This window comes from Streptomyces sp. NPDC026589 (genome assembly GCF_040638385.1).
Classification (GTDB): Bacteria; Actinomycetota; Actinomycetes; order Streptomycetales; family Streptomycetaceae; genus Streptomyces.
Window position 1 is genome coordinate 691,138 of sequence record NZ_JBEZYG010000001.1, and the last position, 13,832, is coordinate 704,969.

At 72.2% G+C, this 13,832-nt stretch carries 11 protein-coding genes and 1 tRNA gene; 3 read left to right on the forward strand and 9 right to left on the reverse strand.

The annotated features are described in order from the left end of the window. The first annotated feature begins 500 nt into the window (after positions 1 to 500). Positions 501 to 1,832, forward strand: coding sequence for a cytochrome P450 (locus AB0F29_RS02850; RefSeq protein ID WP_361866965.1), 1,332 nt, complete (start codon positions 501 to 503; stop codon positions 1,830 to 1,832). Between the two features lie 238 nt (positions 1,833 to 2,070). Further along, a complete protein-coding gene (locus AB0F29_RS02855; protein WP_361866966.1) occupies positions 2,071 to 3,141 on the forward strand; it encodes a glycerophosphodiester phosphodiesterase family protein in 1,071 nt (356 codons plus the stop codon). Positions 3,142 to 3,310: 169 nt separating this feature from the next. On the opposite strand, the gene AB0F29_RS02860 is transcribed toward AB0F29_RS02855, so the two are convergent. Beyond that, a tRNA-Leu gene (locus AB0F29_RS02860) sits at positions 3,311 to 3,398 on the reverse strand. Between the two features lie 163 nt (positions 3,399 to 3,561). On the opposite strand from AB0F29_RS02860, the gene AB0F29_RS02865 reads away from it, so the two are divergent. Then, positions 3,562 to 4,866: a DUF2254 domain-containing protein gene (locus AB0F29_RS02865; RefSeq protein ID WP_361866968.1), complete on the forward strand. Its 1,305-nt coding sequence runs from the start codon at positions 3,562 to 3,564 to the stop codon at positions 4,864 to 4,866. Positions 4,867 to 4,932: 66 nt separating this feature from the next. Here AB0F29_RS02865 and AB0F29_RS02870 read toward each other — a convergent pair whose 3' ends face one another. The 8 genes from AB0F29_RS02870 to AB0F29_RS02905 form a co-directional block, all read right to left on the reverse strand. After that, positions 4,933 to 6,027 (reverse strand): sugar phosphate isomerase/epimerase, encoded by a 1,095-nt coding sequence (locus AB0F29_RS02870; protein WP_361866969.1) that lies wholly within the window; start codon positions 6,025 to 6,027, stop codon positions 4,933 to 4,935. Positions 6,028 to 6,094: 67 nt separating this feature from the next. After that, the gene (locus AB0F29_RS02875; protein ID WP_361866970.1) at positions 6,095 to 7,513 is read right to left on the reverse strand and encodes a nucleotide pyrophosphatase/phosphodiesterase family protein; all 1,419 of its coding nucleotides are present in this window, start codon (positions 7,511 to 7,513) and stop codon (positions 6,095 to 6,097) included. Next, complete coding sequence (gene eboE, locus AB0F29_RS02880; RefSeq protein WP_361866972.1) at positions 7,510 to 8,685, reverse strand: metabolite traffic protein EboE; 1,176 nt, start codon at positions 8,683 to 8,685, stop codon at positions 7,510 to 7,512. Before eboE ends, AB0F29_RS02875 begins: the two co-directional genes overlap by 4 nt. Before the next feature lie 7 nt (positions 8,686 to 8,692). After that, positions 8,693 to 9,541: a TatD family hydrolase gene (locus tag AB0F29_RS02885; RefSeq protein WP_361866973.1), complete on the reverse strand. Its 849-nt coding sequence runs from the start codon at positions 9,539 to 9,541 to the stop codon at positions 8,693 to 8,695. Beyond that, positions 9,541 to 10,230 carry an EboA domain-containing protein gene (locus tag AB0F29_RS02890; protein WP_361866975.1) on the reverse strand — a complete coding sequence of 230 codons (690 nt, stop codon included), beginning with the start codon at positions 10,228 to 10,230 and terminating at the stop codon, positions 9,541 to 9,543. Before AB0F29_RS02890 ends, AB0F29_RS02885 begins: the two co-directional genes overlap by 1 nt. Continuing rightward, positions 10,224 to 11,096 (reverse strand): sugar phosphate isomerase/epimerase family protein, encoded by an 873-nt coding sequence (locus AB0F29_RS02895; RefSeq protein WP_361866976.1) that lies wholly within the window; start codon positions 11,094 to 11,096, stop codon positions 10,224 to 10,226. The genes AB0F29_RS02890 and AB0F29_RS02895 overlap by 7 nt, the downstream gene beginning before the upstream one ends. After that, a complete protein-coding gene (locus AB0F29_RS02900) occupies positions 11,093 to 12,541 on the reverse strand; it encodes an SCO3242 family prenyltransferase (protein WP_361866978.1) in 1,449 nt (482 codons plus the stop codon). Before AB0F29_RS02900 ends, AB0F29_RS02895 begins: the two co-directional genes overlap by 4 nt. Next, on the reverse strand, positions 12,538 to 13,740 hold the full coding sequence (locus tag AB0F29_RS02905; RefSeq protein WP_361866980.1) for an inositol-3-phosphate synthase: 1,203 nt from the start codon (positions 13,738 to 13,740) through the stop codon (positions 12,538 to 12,540). Before AB0F29_RS02905 ends, AB0F29_RS02900 begins: the two co-directional genes overlap by 4 nt. Positions 13,741 to 13,832: the final 92 nt, after the last annotated feature.

Genomic DNA, 13,832 nt, shown 5'->3' on the forward strand with positions numbered 1-13,832 from the left:
CCGGCCTGCGCCCCGGCCTTCAGTCGAAGAGCCATATCCGCCTGCCGCGGACCGGGGGGTTACTTCACGGTGCGATCACGAACTCGCCGCAGGCGAACGGGCCTGCGGCGGCGCTTTCGGCCCGCGGCCGCGGTGAGCGGGAGGTTTGGCGTCCGCCATGTACACGATCGGAGTAACCCGGCCGAAGCTCTCTTGTTGTCGCGTCCGCCAGGCGGGCACAGTGAAGCTGTTCGCCCTTGCCGACCGACACCCGCTTGGGGGGATGTGGCCACCCGAACCCCAGGCGGCCTGACCGACGAGGCGATCGAGCAGACCGCCTAGCCGTCGACGCGGTCGCCCTGCTGCCCGCACAGCAACTGCTTCGGAACAGGGCCATCGGAGTCGTCAGGGGGCGGGTGCCGCACCAGCGAGGAGTGATCGCCAGTACGGCACTGAGTCAAGGGACAGCCTGTATGCAGGCCGCGGGACGCTCGACGCGATATTCGAGGAAAAGTGTGTCCATGACGGAAGAGACCAACACCGAACCGACCACAGCTCCCGGGCAGGGCAAGGCCGCCAGAGCCGCCGCACCCGCGCGTGACGCCGATGCCGGCACGCGTTTCGCGGCCGAGACGATCGACCTGCTTGATCCGCAACTGATGCGCGATCCGGTCCGCGCGTTCTCCCCGGTGCGCGAACGGGCGCCGCTGGTCCGCGGTGTGATGCCCGGGGTGGAGCCGATGTGGGTGGCGACCCGTTACGCCGATGTGCGCCGGGTGCTGTCCGATCCCCGCTTCGTCGCCGATCCCGCCCGCGTGCCCGGCGCCGAACCAGGCCACCGCATCGAGCAGCTGTGGTGCGCCCGCGGTGCTCGCCCCGAGGACGCGAAGTACCTGCGCACCTCCCTGTTCGGTACCGACGGGCCCGAACATCATCGCCTGCGCCGCAGGGTCGTCCGGGCCTTCACCGCGGGCCGCGTCAACCGACTGCGTCCCCACATCGAAGACGTCACCCACGCCCTCCTCGACGCCCTCCCCGCCCACACCGGCCCGGAAGGCGTCGTCGACCTGATCCCCCACCTCGCCCACCCCCTGCCGCTCACCGTCATCTGCGAGCTCGTCGGCGTCCCCGAATCCGAGCGCCCGAACTGGTCCGCCTGGGGCGGCGTGATCACCGACGGAACCACCGGCACCGCCCTGGGCGATGCCCTGCACGCCCTGATCACCTCCGCGCACAAGCTCGTCGACCACCACCGTGCCTGCCCCGGCGACGACCTCGTCTCCGCCCTGCTCGCCCCCCACGACGACCCTCTCACCCCCACCGAGAACGTCGCGCTGATCCTCAACATCGTCTTCGCCGGACACATCACCACCGCCAGCCTCATCGCCAACGGCATCGCCGCCCTGCTCACCCACCCCGGCCAGCTCGCCCTGCTGCGCGCCGACGCCACCCTGGCACCCGCCGCCGCCAACGAACTCATGCGCTGGAGCGGCCCCGGCCCCCGCGCCCTGCCCCGCTACGCAACCGAAGACCTCCGCCTGAGGCAATGCCCGATCCGTCGAGGCGAGGCGGTCCTGCCGGTCCTGGCCGCCGCCGACCGCGACCCCCGCGCCCACCTCGATCCCGACCGCCTCGACATCACCCGGCACAGCTCGCCGCACGTCGGCTTCGGCCACGGCCCCCACCGCTGCATCGGCGACCACCTCGCCCTCCTGGAGGCTCAAGTCGCCTGGACCGCGCTGTGGGACCGCTTCCCCGGTCTCGCTCTGGCCGTCACCCCGAACGAACTGGCCCGTGAAGCGACCCCCAACTCCTGGAAACTGGCCAGACTGCCCGTCCGCCTCCACCCGTGATGAACCAGCGTCCCGCCCGCACCCGCACCCAGAACCTGGTCGGGCACCGGATGCACTGGCTCCCGTCCGCTCAACAAGCCTGTTCATGTCCTCGACGCCTCTGACCGCGGCGCCGGTCGTACCGACTTGGGTTGGCAGGCCACTGTTCACGTCTGGGTCGGAGTCGGATGGCTGTCGCGTTCGCTCCCTCGCCTACATTCTCGGGCGGAAGTGTAGAACGACTGAATAGAGGCTCCTGATGTCCCTGCGTCGTGTTCTGCTGAGCCTGGTGCTGGTGCCGTTGCTCGCCGCTCCGGTCACCGCCCGCGCGGCAACGGCCGACAGTCCCGAGAAGGCGTCGCACCAGAAGAAGCACTTCGACCTTCAGGCGCACCGGGGTGGGCTCGGTATGACGACGGAGGGGTCCCTGGAGGGCTTCGGCAAGGCGCTGCACCTCGGTGTCAGCACCCTGGAACTGGATACCCAGGTCACCAAGGACTCCAAGGTCGTCGTCACCCACGACCGCAAGGTGAGCGCCCAGAAGTGCCGTGACACCGCACCGGTCACGCCGGGCGACGCCCTGTACCCCTATGTCGGCAAGCTCATCAAGGACCTCACGCTGCGGCAGGTCAAGACCCTGGACTGCGGATTCCAGCAACTCCCCGGACACCCGGACCAGGAGGCCGTCAAGGACTTCCGGATGGTCGAGCTCAGGGACGTCCTGCACCTCGTCAAGCGCTACAAGGCCCACAAGGTCACCCTCAACGTGGAGACCAAGATCGAGGCCGGTGCGCCTGAGGAAACCGCACCGCGCGAGCTGTTCGTCCGCCGCGTGTTCGAGGAGATCAAGCGCTCGGGGATGGCGAAGCAGGTGACGATCCAGTCCTTCGACTGGGGTTCCCTGCGGGCGATGCACCGGCTCGCTCCCCGCTGGCCGCTGGTGGCCCTGACCAACTACGACTTCCTCCAGGTGGGCAAGCCCGGTGCCTCCCCGTGGCTCGGTGGCATCGACGTCGACGACTTCGGCGGCGACTTCGTGGACGCGGCTGCTTCCATCGAGGGCGTCAAGGCACTGTCACCCAACTACGGCTTCCCGCAGAACGGGAAGATCGGCGACCCCGGTTTCCGCTTCTACCCCGACAAGGCCATGATCGCCAAGGCTCACGCGCGGGGCTTGAAGGTCGTTCCGTGGACCTGCAACGACCCGGACACCATCGCAGCGCTCATGGACATGGGCGTCGACGGCATCATCTCCGACTACCCGAACCGGGTCCGCCGGATCATGACCGACCGCGGCATGCATCTGCCGAAGGCTTACGAGCCCCGCTGAGGACGAGCCCGGACGTTCCGGCGCACAGCGACGGCGGAAGCGAACCGCGGGCACCCGGACTCGTTCTCGGTGAACCCCCAGAGGGCCGGATCACATCACATCCACCACAACAAAGCCGGTCAAAGCGACAAAGTGTCGCTTTGACCGGCTCTATTTGGTCGGTTGACCCTGGTGTCCGAGGGGGGACTTGAACCCCCACGCCCGATAAAGGGCACTAGCACCTCAAGCTAGCGCGTCTGCCATTCCGCCACCCGGACAAGGTGTCTGTCGTTCGCAGTGTGTTCCCCGCGGCGACATGGAAAACAATACCAGGGGTTCGGCGCGCCCTTCACCCGCATATCCGGTGGTCAGTGCGGTGCGCGTGCCGGTGGGAGCCCGGCCTCCCCGGTCCTCGGAGGTCCCGGGGCTACCTTCGCGTCCATGAGTGATCGCGGCTACCGCCGGCCCCGCCCGCTGTCCCCTCTGCGCGAGCATCTGCGCGACACGTTCTGGTCCGCCCCGATCATGGGGTTCGTCTGCGTGTCCGTGCTGTGGTTGATCGCCACCGAACTGGACGACGCGATCGTCACGCTGCTCCAGCGGGAGGAGGCGTACGAGGAGCTGGGCGAGCTGATGGCGTTCTCCCAGGACGCGAAGACGATCGTCACCACGATCAGCTCGGCGATGATGACCTTCATCGGCGTCGTGTTCAGCATCTCGCTGGTGGCGGTGCAGATGGCGAGCGGCCAGCTGACGCCCCGGGTGGTGCGGATCTTCGTCAGGAGCCGGATCAGCAAGCTCACGCTGACGGTGTTCCTGGCGACGTTCCTCTTCTCACTGCTGGTGCTCTCCTCGTACGAGAGCGAGAGCGATCCGCGCCGGGTGGTCTCGGTCCCGTTGGTGCAGAGCCTGCTCGTCCTGGTGATGCTCGGGCTGAGCCTGCTGCTCTTCGTCGTCTACGTGAGCGCGACGCTGCGGCTGATGCAGGTGGGGCCGGTCGTGGACAGGATCGCGCGCGACTCGTTCCGGGTGCTGGGCCGGATGCCGAGGGGGCCGCGGGGCGATGACGAGCCGGGGCCGGAGACCGCGCGGGTGCTGCACGAGGGGCGGGCCGGGGTGCTGCGGGACGTGAACACGGCGCGGCTGGTCCGGGCCGCGCGGCGGCAGGACGTCGTGCTGCGGCTCATTCCCCGCGTCGGGGACTTCGTGGTGCCGGGGACGCCGGTGCTCGCCGTCCACGGCGGGTCCGTGCCGCCGCCGCGACGGCTGCGGTACGCGGTCTCCGTCGCGGTGGAGCGGACCCTGCACCAGGATCTGGCGTTCGGGCTGCGTCAGCTCGCGGACATCGCGCTGCGGGCCCTGTCGACGTCCGTGAACGATCCGACCACCGCCGTGCAGTGCCTGGACCGGATCGTGCAGTTCCTCGCGGCCGTGGCGCACCTGCCGCTCGGCGCCGTCCACCACCGGGACCGGGACGGGCGGGTACGACTGGTGCAGGACGGTCCGGAGTGGGACGACCTGGTCGACCTCGCGTTCGAGGAGATCCGGTGGTGTGTCGCCGGCAGTCCCCAGGTGACGCGCCGGCTCATGGCGGGGCTGGACGACCTGCTGCTGCTCGCCCCCGAGGAACGGAAGAAGCCGCTGGTCAGGCATCGTGCGCTGCTCGTCCAGACCGTGGAGCGCACGGTGGCGGTGGCCGCCGACCGGGAGTTCGCCCTGCTGCCCGACCGGCAGGGCATCGGGTAGCGCCGGACCGTGGTGAGCGGTGCGAGCGGACCGCCGGAGAGGCTCCGGCGGTCCGCGCTTCACGCGTCAGTCGGCGCAGCGGCCCTCGCGGAGCGAGTGCAGGTGCTCGCTCGACTTGCGGGCGAACGCGAGCGACGCGACCGGGTTGTCGTGCTCCGCCTGCCAGTGGTGGTAGATCCGGCCGCGGTGGGTGCGCCCGGTGACCTTGGACAGGAAGGTCTTGTAGTCGATGTCTCCGTCGCCCACGTCCGACATGCGGTAGCCGTCGCGGGTCGTCTCGTCGCGGACGCCGTCCTTGACATGGAAGAGCGGGTAGCGGTCCGGGTGCTTCAGGACGTACTTCAGCGGGTCGAGCGGGGCCGGGCTGCCGTCCACGCGCTTGCTGAAGCGGAACTGCGCGCAGTAGGCCCAGTAGATGTCCAGCTCCAGGTAGACGAGGTCCGGGTCGGTCTCGGCGAGCAGGACGTCGTAGAGGCGCACGTTCGGCTTGTCGGTCGCGAAGGAGAACTCCTCGGCGTGGTTGTGCTGGTAAAACTTCATGCCGCGCTTGCGGGCGGCCGCCCCGTAGGTGTTGAAGTCCTCGGCCGCCCGCTTCCAGCCGTCGACCGTGGAGCCGTAGCGGAACGGGCCCGAGGCCGTGCCGATGTGCTTGAGGCCGAGCGCCTGGGCGTCGTCGAGGACCTTCTCCAGGTTCTGGGCGAAGGTGTACGCGCCGGGGTTGTTGTCGTCGTGATAGCCGACGTGGCTGCCGATCGGGTTGAGGCCATGGTCCCGGGCCAGCCGCTTGAGCTGGGCCAGGGTGATAGGACCGGCCGAGCCCTGGGTGTAGCCCGCGAGTTCGATCTCGTCGTAGCCGTACTTCTCCAGTTCGGCGAAGACCGGCGCGAAGCCCAGCGTGGAGATCTGGTCGCGGAGGCTGTAGAGCTGGATGCCGAGGCGGCCGGGCGGCAGGACGGGCTTGCCCTTGCCGTGGCCGTGGCCGTGGTCATGGCCGTGCCCGTGGTCGTGGCCGTTGCCGTGTCCCTGGCCTCGGTCGCGGCTGTCGGCCTGGGCACTCGCCGTGCCGATGATGGTGGCGGCGGTGGCTCCGGCGGCGACACCGAGGATGTTGCGGCGGCTCAGTCTGCGGGCGAGTTCGGTGTCCTTGGAGGTGCGGCTCATGTTCGGGTGTCTCCCTTGCTGACCTGACGGGGTGAGTGGTGCGGTGCCGGGCGCGTGACGGGGAATGTCAGTGCAGTCCGGCAAGCTGGAGGAGCAGGGACTTCACTTCGGTGGCCCTGACCCGGTCGGTGAGAGTGTGGGGGGTGGAGCAGAGGATGAGCGGACCTTCGTCGTCGCTCTCGGGGAGGCGGCCGTGGCTGCCGCGAATAGGTGAGGGGTCCAGGGGGACGACCGCCATGCGGTAGCGCATGCCGAGCTTCTTGCGGGCGACCGCCGAGACGGCCTTGACCCGGACGTAGGGGTCCTGGGGGTCCATGAAGAGCTCGACGGGGTCGTAGCCGGGTTTGCGGTGGATCTCGACGAGCTGGGCGAAGTCGGGGGCGCGGGCGTCGTCGAGCCAGTAGTAGTACGTGAACCAGGCGTCCTTCTCCGCGACGGCGACCAGTTCGCCGGAGCGGGGGTGGTCCAGGTGGTGCGCCTTCTTGCCCTGGTCGTCGAGGAGTTGCTCGATGCCGGGCAGGTCCGCGAGGGCCGCCCGGGTCGCTTCCAGGTCCTCGGGGCGGCGTACGTAGACGTGGGCCAGCTGGTGGTCGGCGACGGCGAAGGCCCGGGAGGTCATCGGGTCCAGGTATTCCATGCCGTCCTGGGTGTGGACCTCCAGGAGGCCCGCCCGGCGCAGGGCGCGGTTGATGTCGACGGGGCGGTCGACGCGGGTGATGCCGTATTCGGAGAGGGCGACGACGGTACGTCCCTCGGCGCGGGCGTCGGCCAGGAGCGGGGCGATGGCCCGGTCGAGGTCGGTGGCGGCCCGGTGGGAGCGGGGGTCGTCGGGGCCGTGGCGCTGGAGGTCGTAGTCGAGGTGGGGCAGGTAGCAGAGGGCGAGGTCGGGGGTGCGGGTGGCGATGATGTGGCGGGTGGCGTCGATGATCCACTGGGAGGAGACGAGGTCGGCGCCGGGGCCCCAGAAGTGGAAGAGGGGGAACGTGCCGAGCTTGTCGGTGAGTTCGTCGTGCAGGGCGGGGGGCCGGGTGTAGCAGTCGGGTTCCTTGCGGCCGTCGGCGTAGTAGACGGGGCGCGGGGTGACCGTCCAGTCGGTGTCGGCGCCCATGGCGTACCACCAGCAGATGTTGGCGACGGTGTAGCCGGGGTGGGCGCGGCGGGCCGCGTCCCACAGTTTGTCGCCCTCGACGAGCCCGTTGTGCTGGCGCCAGAGCAGGACGTCGCCGAGCTCGCGGAAGTACCAGCCGTTGGCGACGATGCCGTGTTCTGCGGGCGTCGTGCCGGTGAGGAAGGTCGACTGGGCGGCGCAGGTGACGGCCGGCAGGACGGTGGAGAGCGGCGCTCTCGCGCCCTGCTCCCCCATGGCCCGGAGGTTCGGCATGTGGGCCAGGAGCTGCGGGGTGAGGCCGACGACGTCGAGGACCAGGAGGGGGGTGGGGCCGCCGTTCTCCTGTGCGGTTTCCGTGCCGGGTTCGGGAGCGCTCATGGCAGTTCCTTGAGGCCGAGGTCGACCAGGAGGTCGCGGGCGAGGGTGAGTTCGGCGGCGATACCGTCGGCGAGCTGGGTGCGGGTGCGGGGGCGCAGTTCGGCGGGCAGCGCCTGCCAGGTGTACGTCTCCACCTCCAGGTGCGGGGTCAGGGGCACGCGTCCGCCGACGAGCCGGGCGAGCGTGTCGCGGAGCACGGGCAGCGTCGAGGTCAGCGGGGGCGCCGGGGGTGCGTGGAGCGGTACGTGGAAGTGGGCGCGCCAGGGGGTGGAGTCGGGGAGCGCCCGGCCGGTGACGGCTTCGTCCAGGTCGTCGGTGCCGCGCAGTCCGGCAGCCGTGCGGGTGCGGGTCTGGTGCAGGAAGCGGGGTTCGGCGAACGCGGCGAGCGCGGTGCGGACCTCGGGCAGGTGGGGGTGGTCGGCGTGCAGGGCGGCGGAGAGCTGGGACTTGACGACGCGGATGCCGGCGGCGGCCAGGGCGTCGAGTGCGGTGCCGGGGTCCTCGAAGGAGGTGGCGAGGTGGCAGGTGTCGACGCAGATCCCGATCCGGTCGTGGGCCACGTCGGTGAGCGGGGCGATGGCGTCGGCGGTCGTCTCGACCGTGCAGCCCGGTTCCGGTTCCAGGCCGACGCGGATGGACTTGCCGGTCATCTCGGCCAGGGCGTCGAGGCGCTGGGCGAGTGTGGTGAGGGCGGCGCGTGCGGTGCGGGCCGCCTCGGGGTCGCCGTCGTAGGGGGTGCGCCAGGCGAGCGGCAGGGTGGAGATGGTGCCTTCGGTGACGTCGTCCGGGAGGAGGGCGGCCAGGAGGCGGGCGAGGTCGGTGGTGTGGGCCAGGCGGTCCGGTTCGGTCCAGTCCGGCCGGTAGACCCGGTACTTGACCTCGTCGGCGCCGAATCCTTCGTAGGGGAAGCCGTTGAGGGTGACCACTTCCAGGCCGCGGCTGTCGAGTTCGGCGCGCAGGGCCCGGAGTTCGGCGGGGTCGTTGATCAGGGCGCGGGCCGCGTCCCGGGCGAGCCAGAGGCCGATGCCGAGCCGGTCCCGGCCGAGCCGGCGGCGGACGGGTTCGCAGTGGTCCCGGAGCTGGGCGCGGACGCCGTCCAGGGTTTCGGCGGGGTGGACGTTGGTGCAGTAGGCGAGGTGGACCGTCGAGCCGTCCGGGTGGCGGAAGCGCATGGCCGCCTCACTCCCCGCCGCGCAGGATGGAGTTGCCCTCGTGGAGTGGATCGGGGGCCGGGACGTCGAGGTGGAGGCGGCCGCTCTGTCCGTAGAAGGCGACCGGGTTGCGCCACAGCACCTGGTCGACGTCGTCCTCGGTGAAGCCGGCCTTCAGCATGGCGTCGGCGACCTTGCGGGTCTTGAGGGGATCACTCTTCCCCCAGTCGGCGGCCGAGTTGACGATCATCTTCTCGGTGCCGTGGTTCTGGAGGATGGTGACCATCCGGTCCTCGTCCATCTTGGTGTCCGGGTAGATGGAGAAGCCGGCCCAGCAGCCGCTGTCAGTGGCGGCCTTTACCGTTGTCTCATTGAGGTGATCGAGCAGGACGCGTTCCGGGGGGAGGTTCGATTCGCGGATGACGTCGATGGTGCGGTGCAGACCGGCGAGCTTGTCGCGGTGCGGGGTGTGGACGAGGGCGGGCAGCCCGTGGTCGGCGGCGAGCTGGAGCTGGGCAGCCAGGGCGTGGTCCTCGGCCGGGGTCATGGAGTCGTAGCCGATCTCGCCGACGGCGACGACGCCGTCCTTCACGAGGTAGCGGGGCAGCGCGTCCAGGACGGGGGTGCAGCGGGGGTCGTTCGCCTCCTTGGGGTTGAGGGCGAGCGTGCAGTGGTGCGCGATGCCGTACTGGGAGGCGCGGAAGGGCTCCCAGCCGAGGAGCGCGTCGAAGTAGTCGAAGAAGCTGGCGGGCGAGGTGCGGGGCTGGCCGAGCCAGAAGGAGGGTTCGACGAGCGCGCGGACGCCCGCGTCGTACATCGCCTGATAGTCGTCGGTGGTGCGGGAGGTCATGTGGATGTGGGGGTCGAAGATGCGCATCAGGACTCCTCCGTGGGGGCGGGGGCTGTGGGAGCCGCGGTCGGCGGGGCCCGGTGGGTGCCTTCGTCGGCCGGGGCGGTGAGGTCGAGGACCGTGCGCAGGTCTTCGGGGACGGCGCGGCCGGCGGCGGTGCGTTCGGCGGCGAAGTCACCGAGCATGCGGGCGAGTTCGGCGTCCCCCCGGGCCCGGTCGCCGAGCCGGGCGACCGCCGCGACCGGCACCTCGGTGAACAGGCACTTCAGTACGGCGTGCCGCCAGGCGTGGGTGTCCAGGTGGTCGGCGGCGTAGGGGCCGACGGCCGCGGCGACCAGCCGGGTGTCGTTGGCGCGCAGGGCGTCCTCGACGAGCGGGAGCGCGGTGGAGCCGAGGTCGAGGCGGTGCAGGGTGAGCAGGACGGCGCGGCGTTCGGCGGCGGTGCCCTGTTCGTAGAGCCGGGTGACGGAGGGCAGCGTGGCGCGTGCCTCGATGAGCAGGAGGGAGCGTACGGAGTCGGCGTGCTCAAGGCCGCAGTGTCGGCCGGCTGCGGCGTAGCGCAGCTCCCAGGGCGGCGAGGTGTACGGGCCGGCCGCCTCCCGGCCGGGGGCGTCGGGCGTGGCCGCGAAGTGGGCGGCCTCGGCCAGCGCCTCGTCGAGCCAGGCCCGCGCGGCTCCGCCGAGACGGGCGTCGAGTTCCTCGCGGGACTTCAGCACGGGGCGGCCCCCTGGGGCGCGGTGCCGTGTGCCATGGCGTCGCGCAGGAAGTCGATCGAGGTGCGGGCCAGCTCGGGGCCCGCGTGGGAGTGGCGGGGCAGCTCGACGACAGTGAGGCCCCGGTAGTCCGACGCGGCCAGGGCGGCGAGCACGGGCGGGAAGTCGATCTCCCCCTCGCCGAACGGGAGGTGTTCGTGGACTCCGCGCCGCATGTCCTCGATCTGGACGTGCCGGAGCCAGGGGGCGGACTCCTCGACGCACTCCAGGGGCGTCGCCTCCTCCAGACACTGGCAGTGGCCGATGTCGAGGGTGAGGCCGAGCGGGCCCGGGTCGCCGAGCAGTCCGCGCAGGTGGTGGAAGTCGGCGAGGGTGGCGAGGAGGTGACCGGGTTCGGGCTCGATGGCGAGGGGAACGCCGGACCGGTCGGCGGCTTCGAGGACGGGGGCGAGCGCTTCGGTGAGCCGTTTCCACGCGGTGTCGGTCGAGGCGCCGGGCGGGGTGACGCCGCTGAAGCAGTGGACGGCGTGCGCGCCGAGTTCGGCGGCCACGTCGACGGCGCGGACCAGCAGCGCGGTCCGGGCGGCCCGGGCGTCGGGGTCCGGGTCGAGGAGGGAGGGGCCGTGCTTGCGGCGCGGGTCGAGGACGTAGCGGGCGCCGGTCTCCACGGTGACCCGGAGGCCGAGGGAGGTGAGCCTGCGGCGGACCTGGCGGGTGCGCTCGGTGAGGTCCGGGGCCATGGGGTCCAGGTGCATGTGGTCGAGGGTCAGTCCGACGCCTTCGTAGCCGAGGTCGGCGAGGAGGCCTAGGGCGTCGTCGAGGCGGAGGTCGGTGAGCCCGTTGGTGCCGTATCCGAGGTGGAGGGTCATGTGGGGCTCACCTTCCGGGAGAGGCTGCGGGCGAGGGGGACGAGGCCCATGACGGCGAGAGCGGTGACGGGCGCCCCGGCGCGGGCGGCGAGCGCGGCCTGGAGCGGGATCATGGCCCGGATGCCTCCGCCGACGGCGCGCTGGGTCAGGGGCGGGGACGGGTTGAGCGCGGCGTGCAGGAGGGGTGGCCCGGCGGTACGGAGGTAGGCGCCGCTGAGCGCGATGACCAGGAGCCGGACGGGGTCGGTGACCTTTCCGAGCGGACCAGCATCGAGACGCCGCGCGACGGCGACGGCGTAGGACTTGACGTCGGCGACGGCGTAGGACTTGACGTCGGCGTCAGCGTCGGCGTTCGCCTTGGCGTTCGCGGTGGTGCCGGCCCTCGTCGCACCGGGCCGGTCGGGGACCTGTCCCCTGGACTCCCGCAGCACCGCCGCAGCGATTGCCGTCGTCGTGGCCAGCACCGCGAGCGGGGTGCCCGTGGAACCGCCCTGCGCCTCGTGGCGCGATACGGCGGTGACGCCGTAGGTGTGGGCCCCGAGCGCCAGGGCGGCGGGCAGGGCGGGCAGGCATGCGGCCAGGCCGCCGCGCGCCGGAGCCGATGTCGCCGCGTCGCGCGCCGCTGCCGGGGCGGCGCCCGCCGACGTGGCCCCTGCCGGGGCCGTCGCTCCGGCAACGTTGTCGGGCCGGCCTCCCCCGCCCGGCGTGCCGGGCCCGGTCACGGGCGCCGTCGCCTTGGTCGTCGCCGTCGCCGTGGCCGTCGCACCCAGCAGCAGGTCCAGTGAGCGGGCCGCCGCCATGGCCGCCGGGCCCGCCTTCGTGTGCTTCAGGTGCAGGTCGTAGGCCCAGACGGTGGCGGCCAGGCCCGTGGCGACGGTCAGCGCGGGGCGGCCGGCCCGGGCCGCCAGGGCGAGGCCCGCCGCGGTCAGCGCGCCGGCCGCGCCCAGCGCCGCCGCCGGGCTGATCCGGCCCGAGGGGATCGGGCGGTGCGGGCGGTCCACGGCGTCCTCGTCGCGGTCGGCCCAGTCGTTGAGGGCCATCCCTGCCTCGTACAGGCACAGGGACGCGCCCATCGCCAGGACGGTGGCCCGGCCGGGCCGGCGGCCCACCGCCGCCGCGCCCGCCAGGGCGTCCCCGGGAACGGAGAACAGTGCGGAGACCCGCAGCAGTTCCGCCCAGGCCCGCAGGCGCTCCCACGGCGCGCCCCGGTCGGCTGTCCGGTCGGGCCGGCCCGGGCCGGCGTCCGCGGCCCGTTCCCCGTTCCGGCCCGTGGTGGGAGGTTCGGGCCTGTCCGGTGCGGGCGCAGTCCCGCCGGCACCGGACAGACGATCATCGGTCACAGCGGTCGTTGCCACGCCGTGTGCGACACCGTTCGCGCGCCCGGCCGGGAGTACCGGCAGGGCCGGGGCGAGAGCGGCCCGGAGGGCGTTCCGTCGCCACCTCACGCCTGGTCCCGCAGTCGCTCGGCGAAGGTGAGCAACGTGGCGTACTGCTCGGCGAGCGCCGCCGACGTGCCGCCCTCCGGGTCCTTGAAGTAGAAGCCGAGCTCCGGCAGGGGGCCGCTGATCCCCTTCTCGTGGGCGCGGGCGAGCAGTCGTGCCAGGTCCAGGACCAGGGGGGCCGCGAGCGCCGAGTCGCAGCCCTGCCAGATGGTCTGGAGGATCATGCGGGAGCCGAGGAAGCCGTCGAAGGCGATGTGGTCCCAGGCGGTCTTCCAGTCCCCCATCGCGGGGACGTCGTCGATGTGCACCTCGCCCTCGGGGGCGGTGCCGAAGGTGTCGGCGAGGACGCGCTCCTTGCCGGCGTTCTTGGCCGCGGCGGCCGCCGGATCGGCCAGCGCCGCTCCGTCGCCGCCGCCCAGGAGGTTCGATCCGGACCACGCCCGTACGGTGAGGGCGCGCTGGAGGAACATCGGGGCGAGTACGGAGCGGAGCAGCGTCTGGCCGGTCTTGCCGTCGCGTCCGGCGTGGGGAAGTCCGCTGGAGGCGACGGTGTCGGTGAGCGCGGGGGTGCGCAGGCCGGTGGACGGGGTGAAGTTGGCGTAGGAGCAGCCGGCCCGCAGGGCGGCGGCCGCGTAGAGCGAGCTGGCGGGCAGCCGGGTGTCGCCGGGTCCTGGTGCGGGCTCGGTGGAGGCGACGTTGACGACGACGGTACGGGCCAGAGCGTGGCGGTGGGCGAAGTCGGTGAGGTCGGCGGCGAACGCGGCGATGAGCTCCTGGTCGGTGCGGGTGTCGCCGGGGAGCGGTCCGCCGGGGCGGATCTCCGCGTCGGCGGCGCCGAGTTCGGCGCGTACGGCGGAGGGCAGTCCGTACGGCAGTACCCCGCCGTCGGCGAGGGCCTCGGCCCGCTTGGCGAGCGGGCAGTCGAGGGTGTCGTGGCCGCCGAAGACCAGGCTGGTCAGTTCGGGCAGGCCGCTGTCGGCGAAGGGGGGCGTCTCGGTGACCATGCCGGTCGGAGGGTGCAGGCCCGCGGCGATGGCGGCGCAGCCCGCGGTGGCGGTGGTCGCCACGGAGCCGCGTGCTCCGATGAACCAGACGCCGGTGCGGCCCGCGGCTGCGTCGGGGCCGGTGGCCTCCGAGGGGTTCGGGGCGTTGCTGCGGTCCGGGGCTTCGGTTCGGCCTTGACGATCGGCGCGTGCGGTCACGGGCTGCCTCCCTGGGGGATGTCGGGGGTGGAGGACGACGGGCGGGGGAAGGTGTGTGCTTCCCCCGCCCGTCGTCGGCAGAGGCGGCCGCC

Bases quoted from the DNA above. Each gene is read 5' to 3' on its own strand.
- AB0F29_RS02850 (WP_361866965.1), top strand. From the start codon at position 501: ATGACGGAAGAGACCAACACCGAACCGACCACAGCTCCCGGGCAGGGC.
- AB0F29_RS02875 (WP_361866970.1), bottom strand. From the start codon at position 7,513: ATGAGCGCTCCCGAACCCGGCACGGAAACCGCACAGGAGAACGGCGGC.
- AB0F29_RS02885 (WP_361866973.1), bottom strand. From the start codon at position 9,541: ATGCGCATCTTCGACCCCCACATCCACATGACCTCCCGCACCACCGAC.
- eboE (WP_361866972.1), bottom strand. From the start codon at position 8,685: ATGCGCTTCCGCCACCCGGACGGCTCGACGGTCCACCTCGCCTACTGC.
- AB0F29_RS02870 (WP_361866969.1), bottom strand. From the start codon at position 6,027: ATGAGCCGCACCTCCAAGGACACCGAACTCGCCCGCAGACTGAGCCGC.
- AB0F29_RS02855 (WP_361866966.1), top strand. From the start codon at position 2,071: ATGTCCCTGCGTCGTGTTCTGCTGAGCCTGGTGCTGGTGCCGTTGCTC.
- AB0F29_RS02895 (WP_361866976.1), bottom strand. From the start codon at position 11,096: ATGACCCTCCACCTCGGATACGGCACCAACGGGCTCACCGACCTCCGC.
- AB0F29_RS02865 (WP_361866968.1), top strand. From the start codon at position 3,562: ATGAGTGATCGCGGCTACCGCCGGCCCCGCCCGCTGTCCCCTCTGCGC.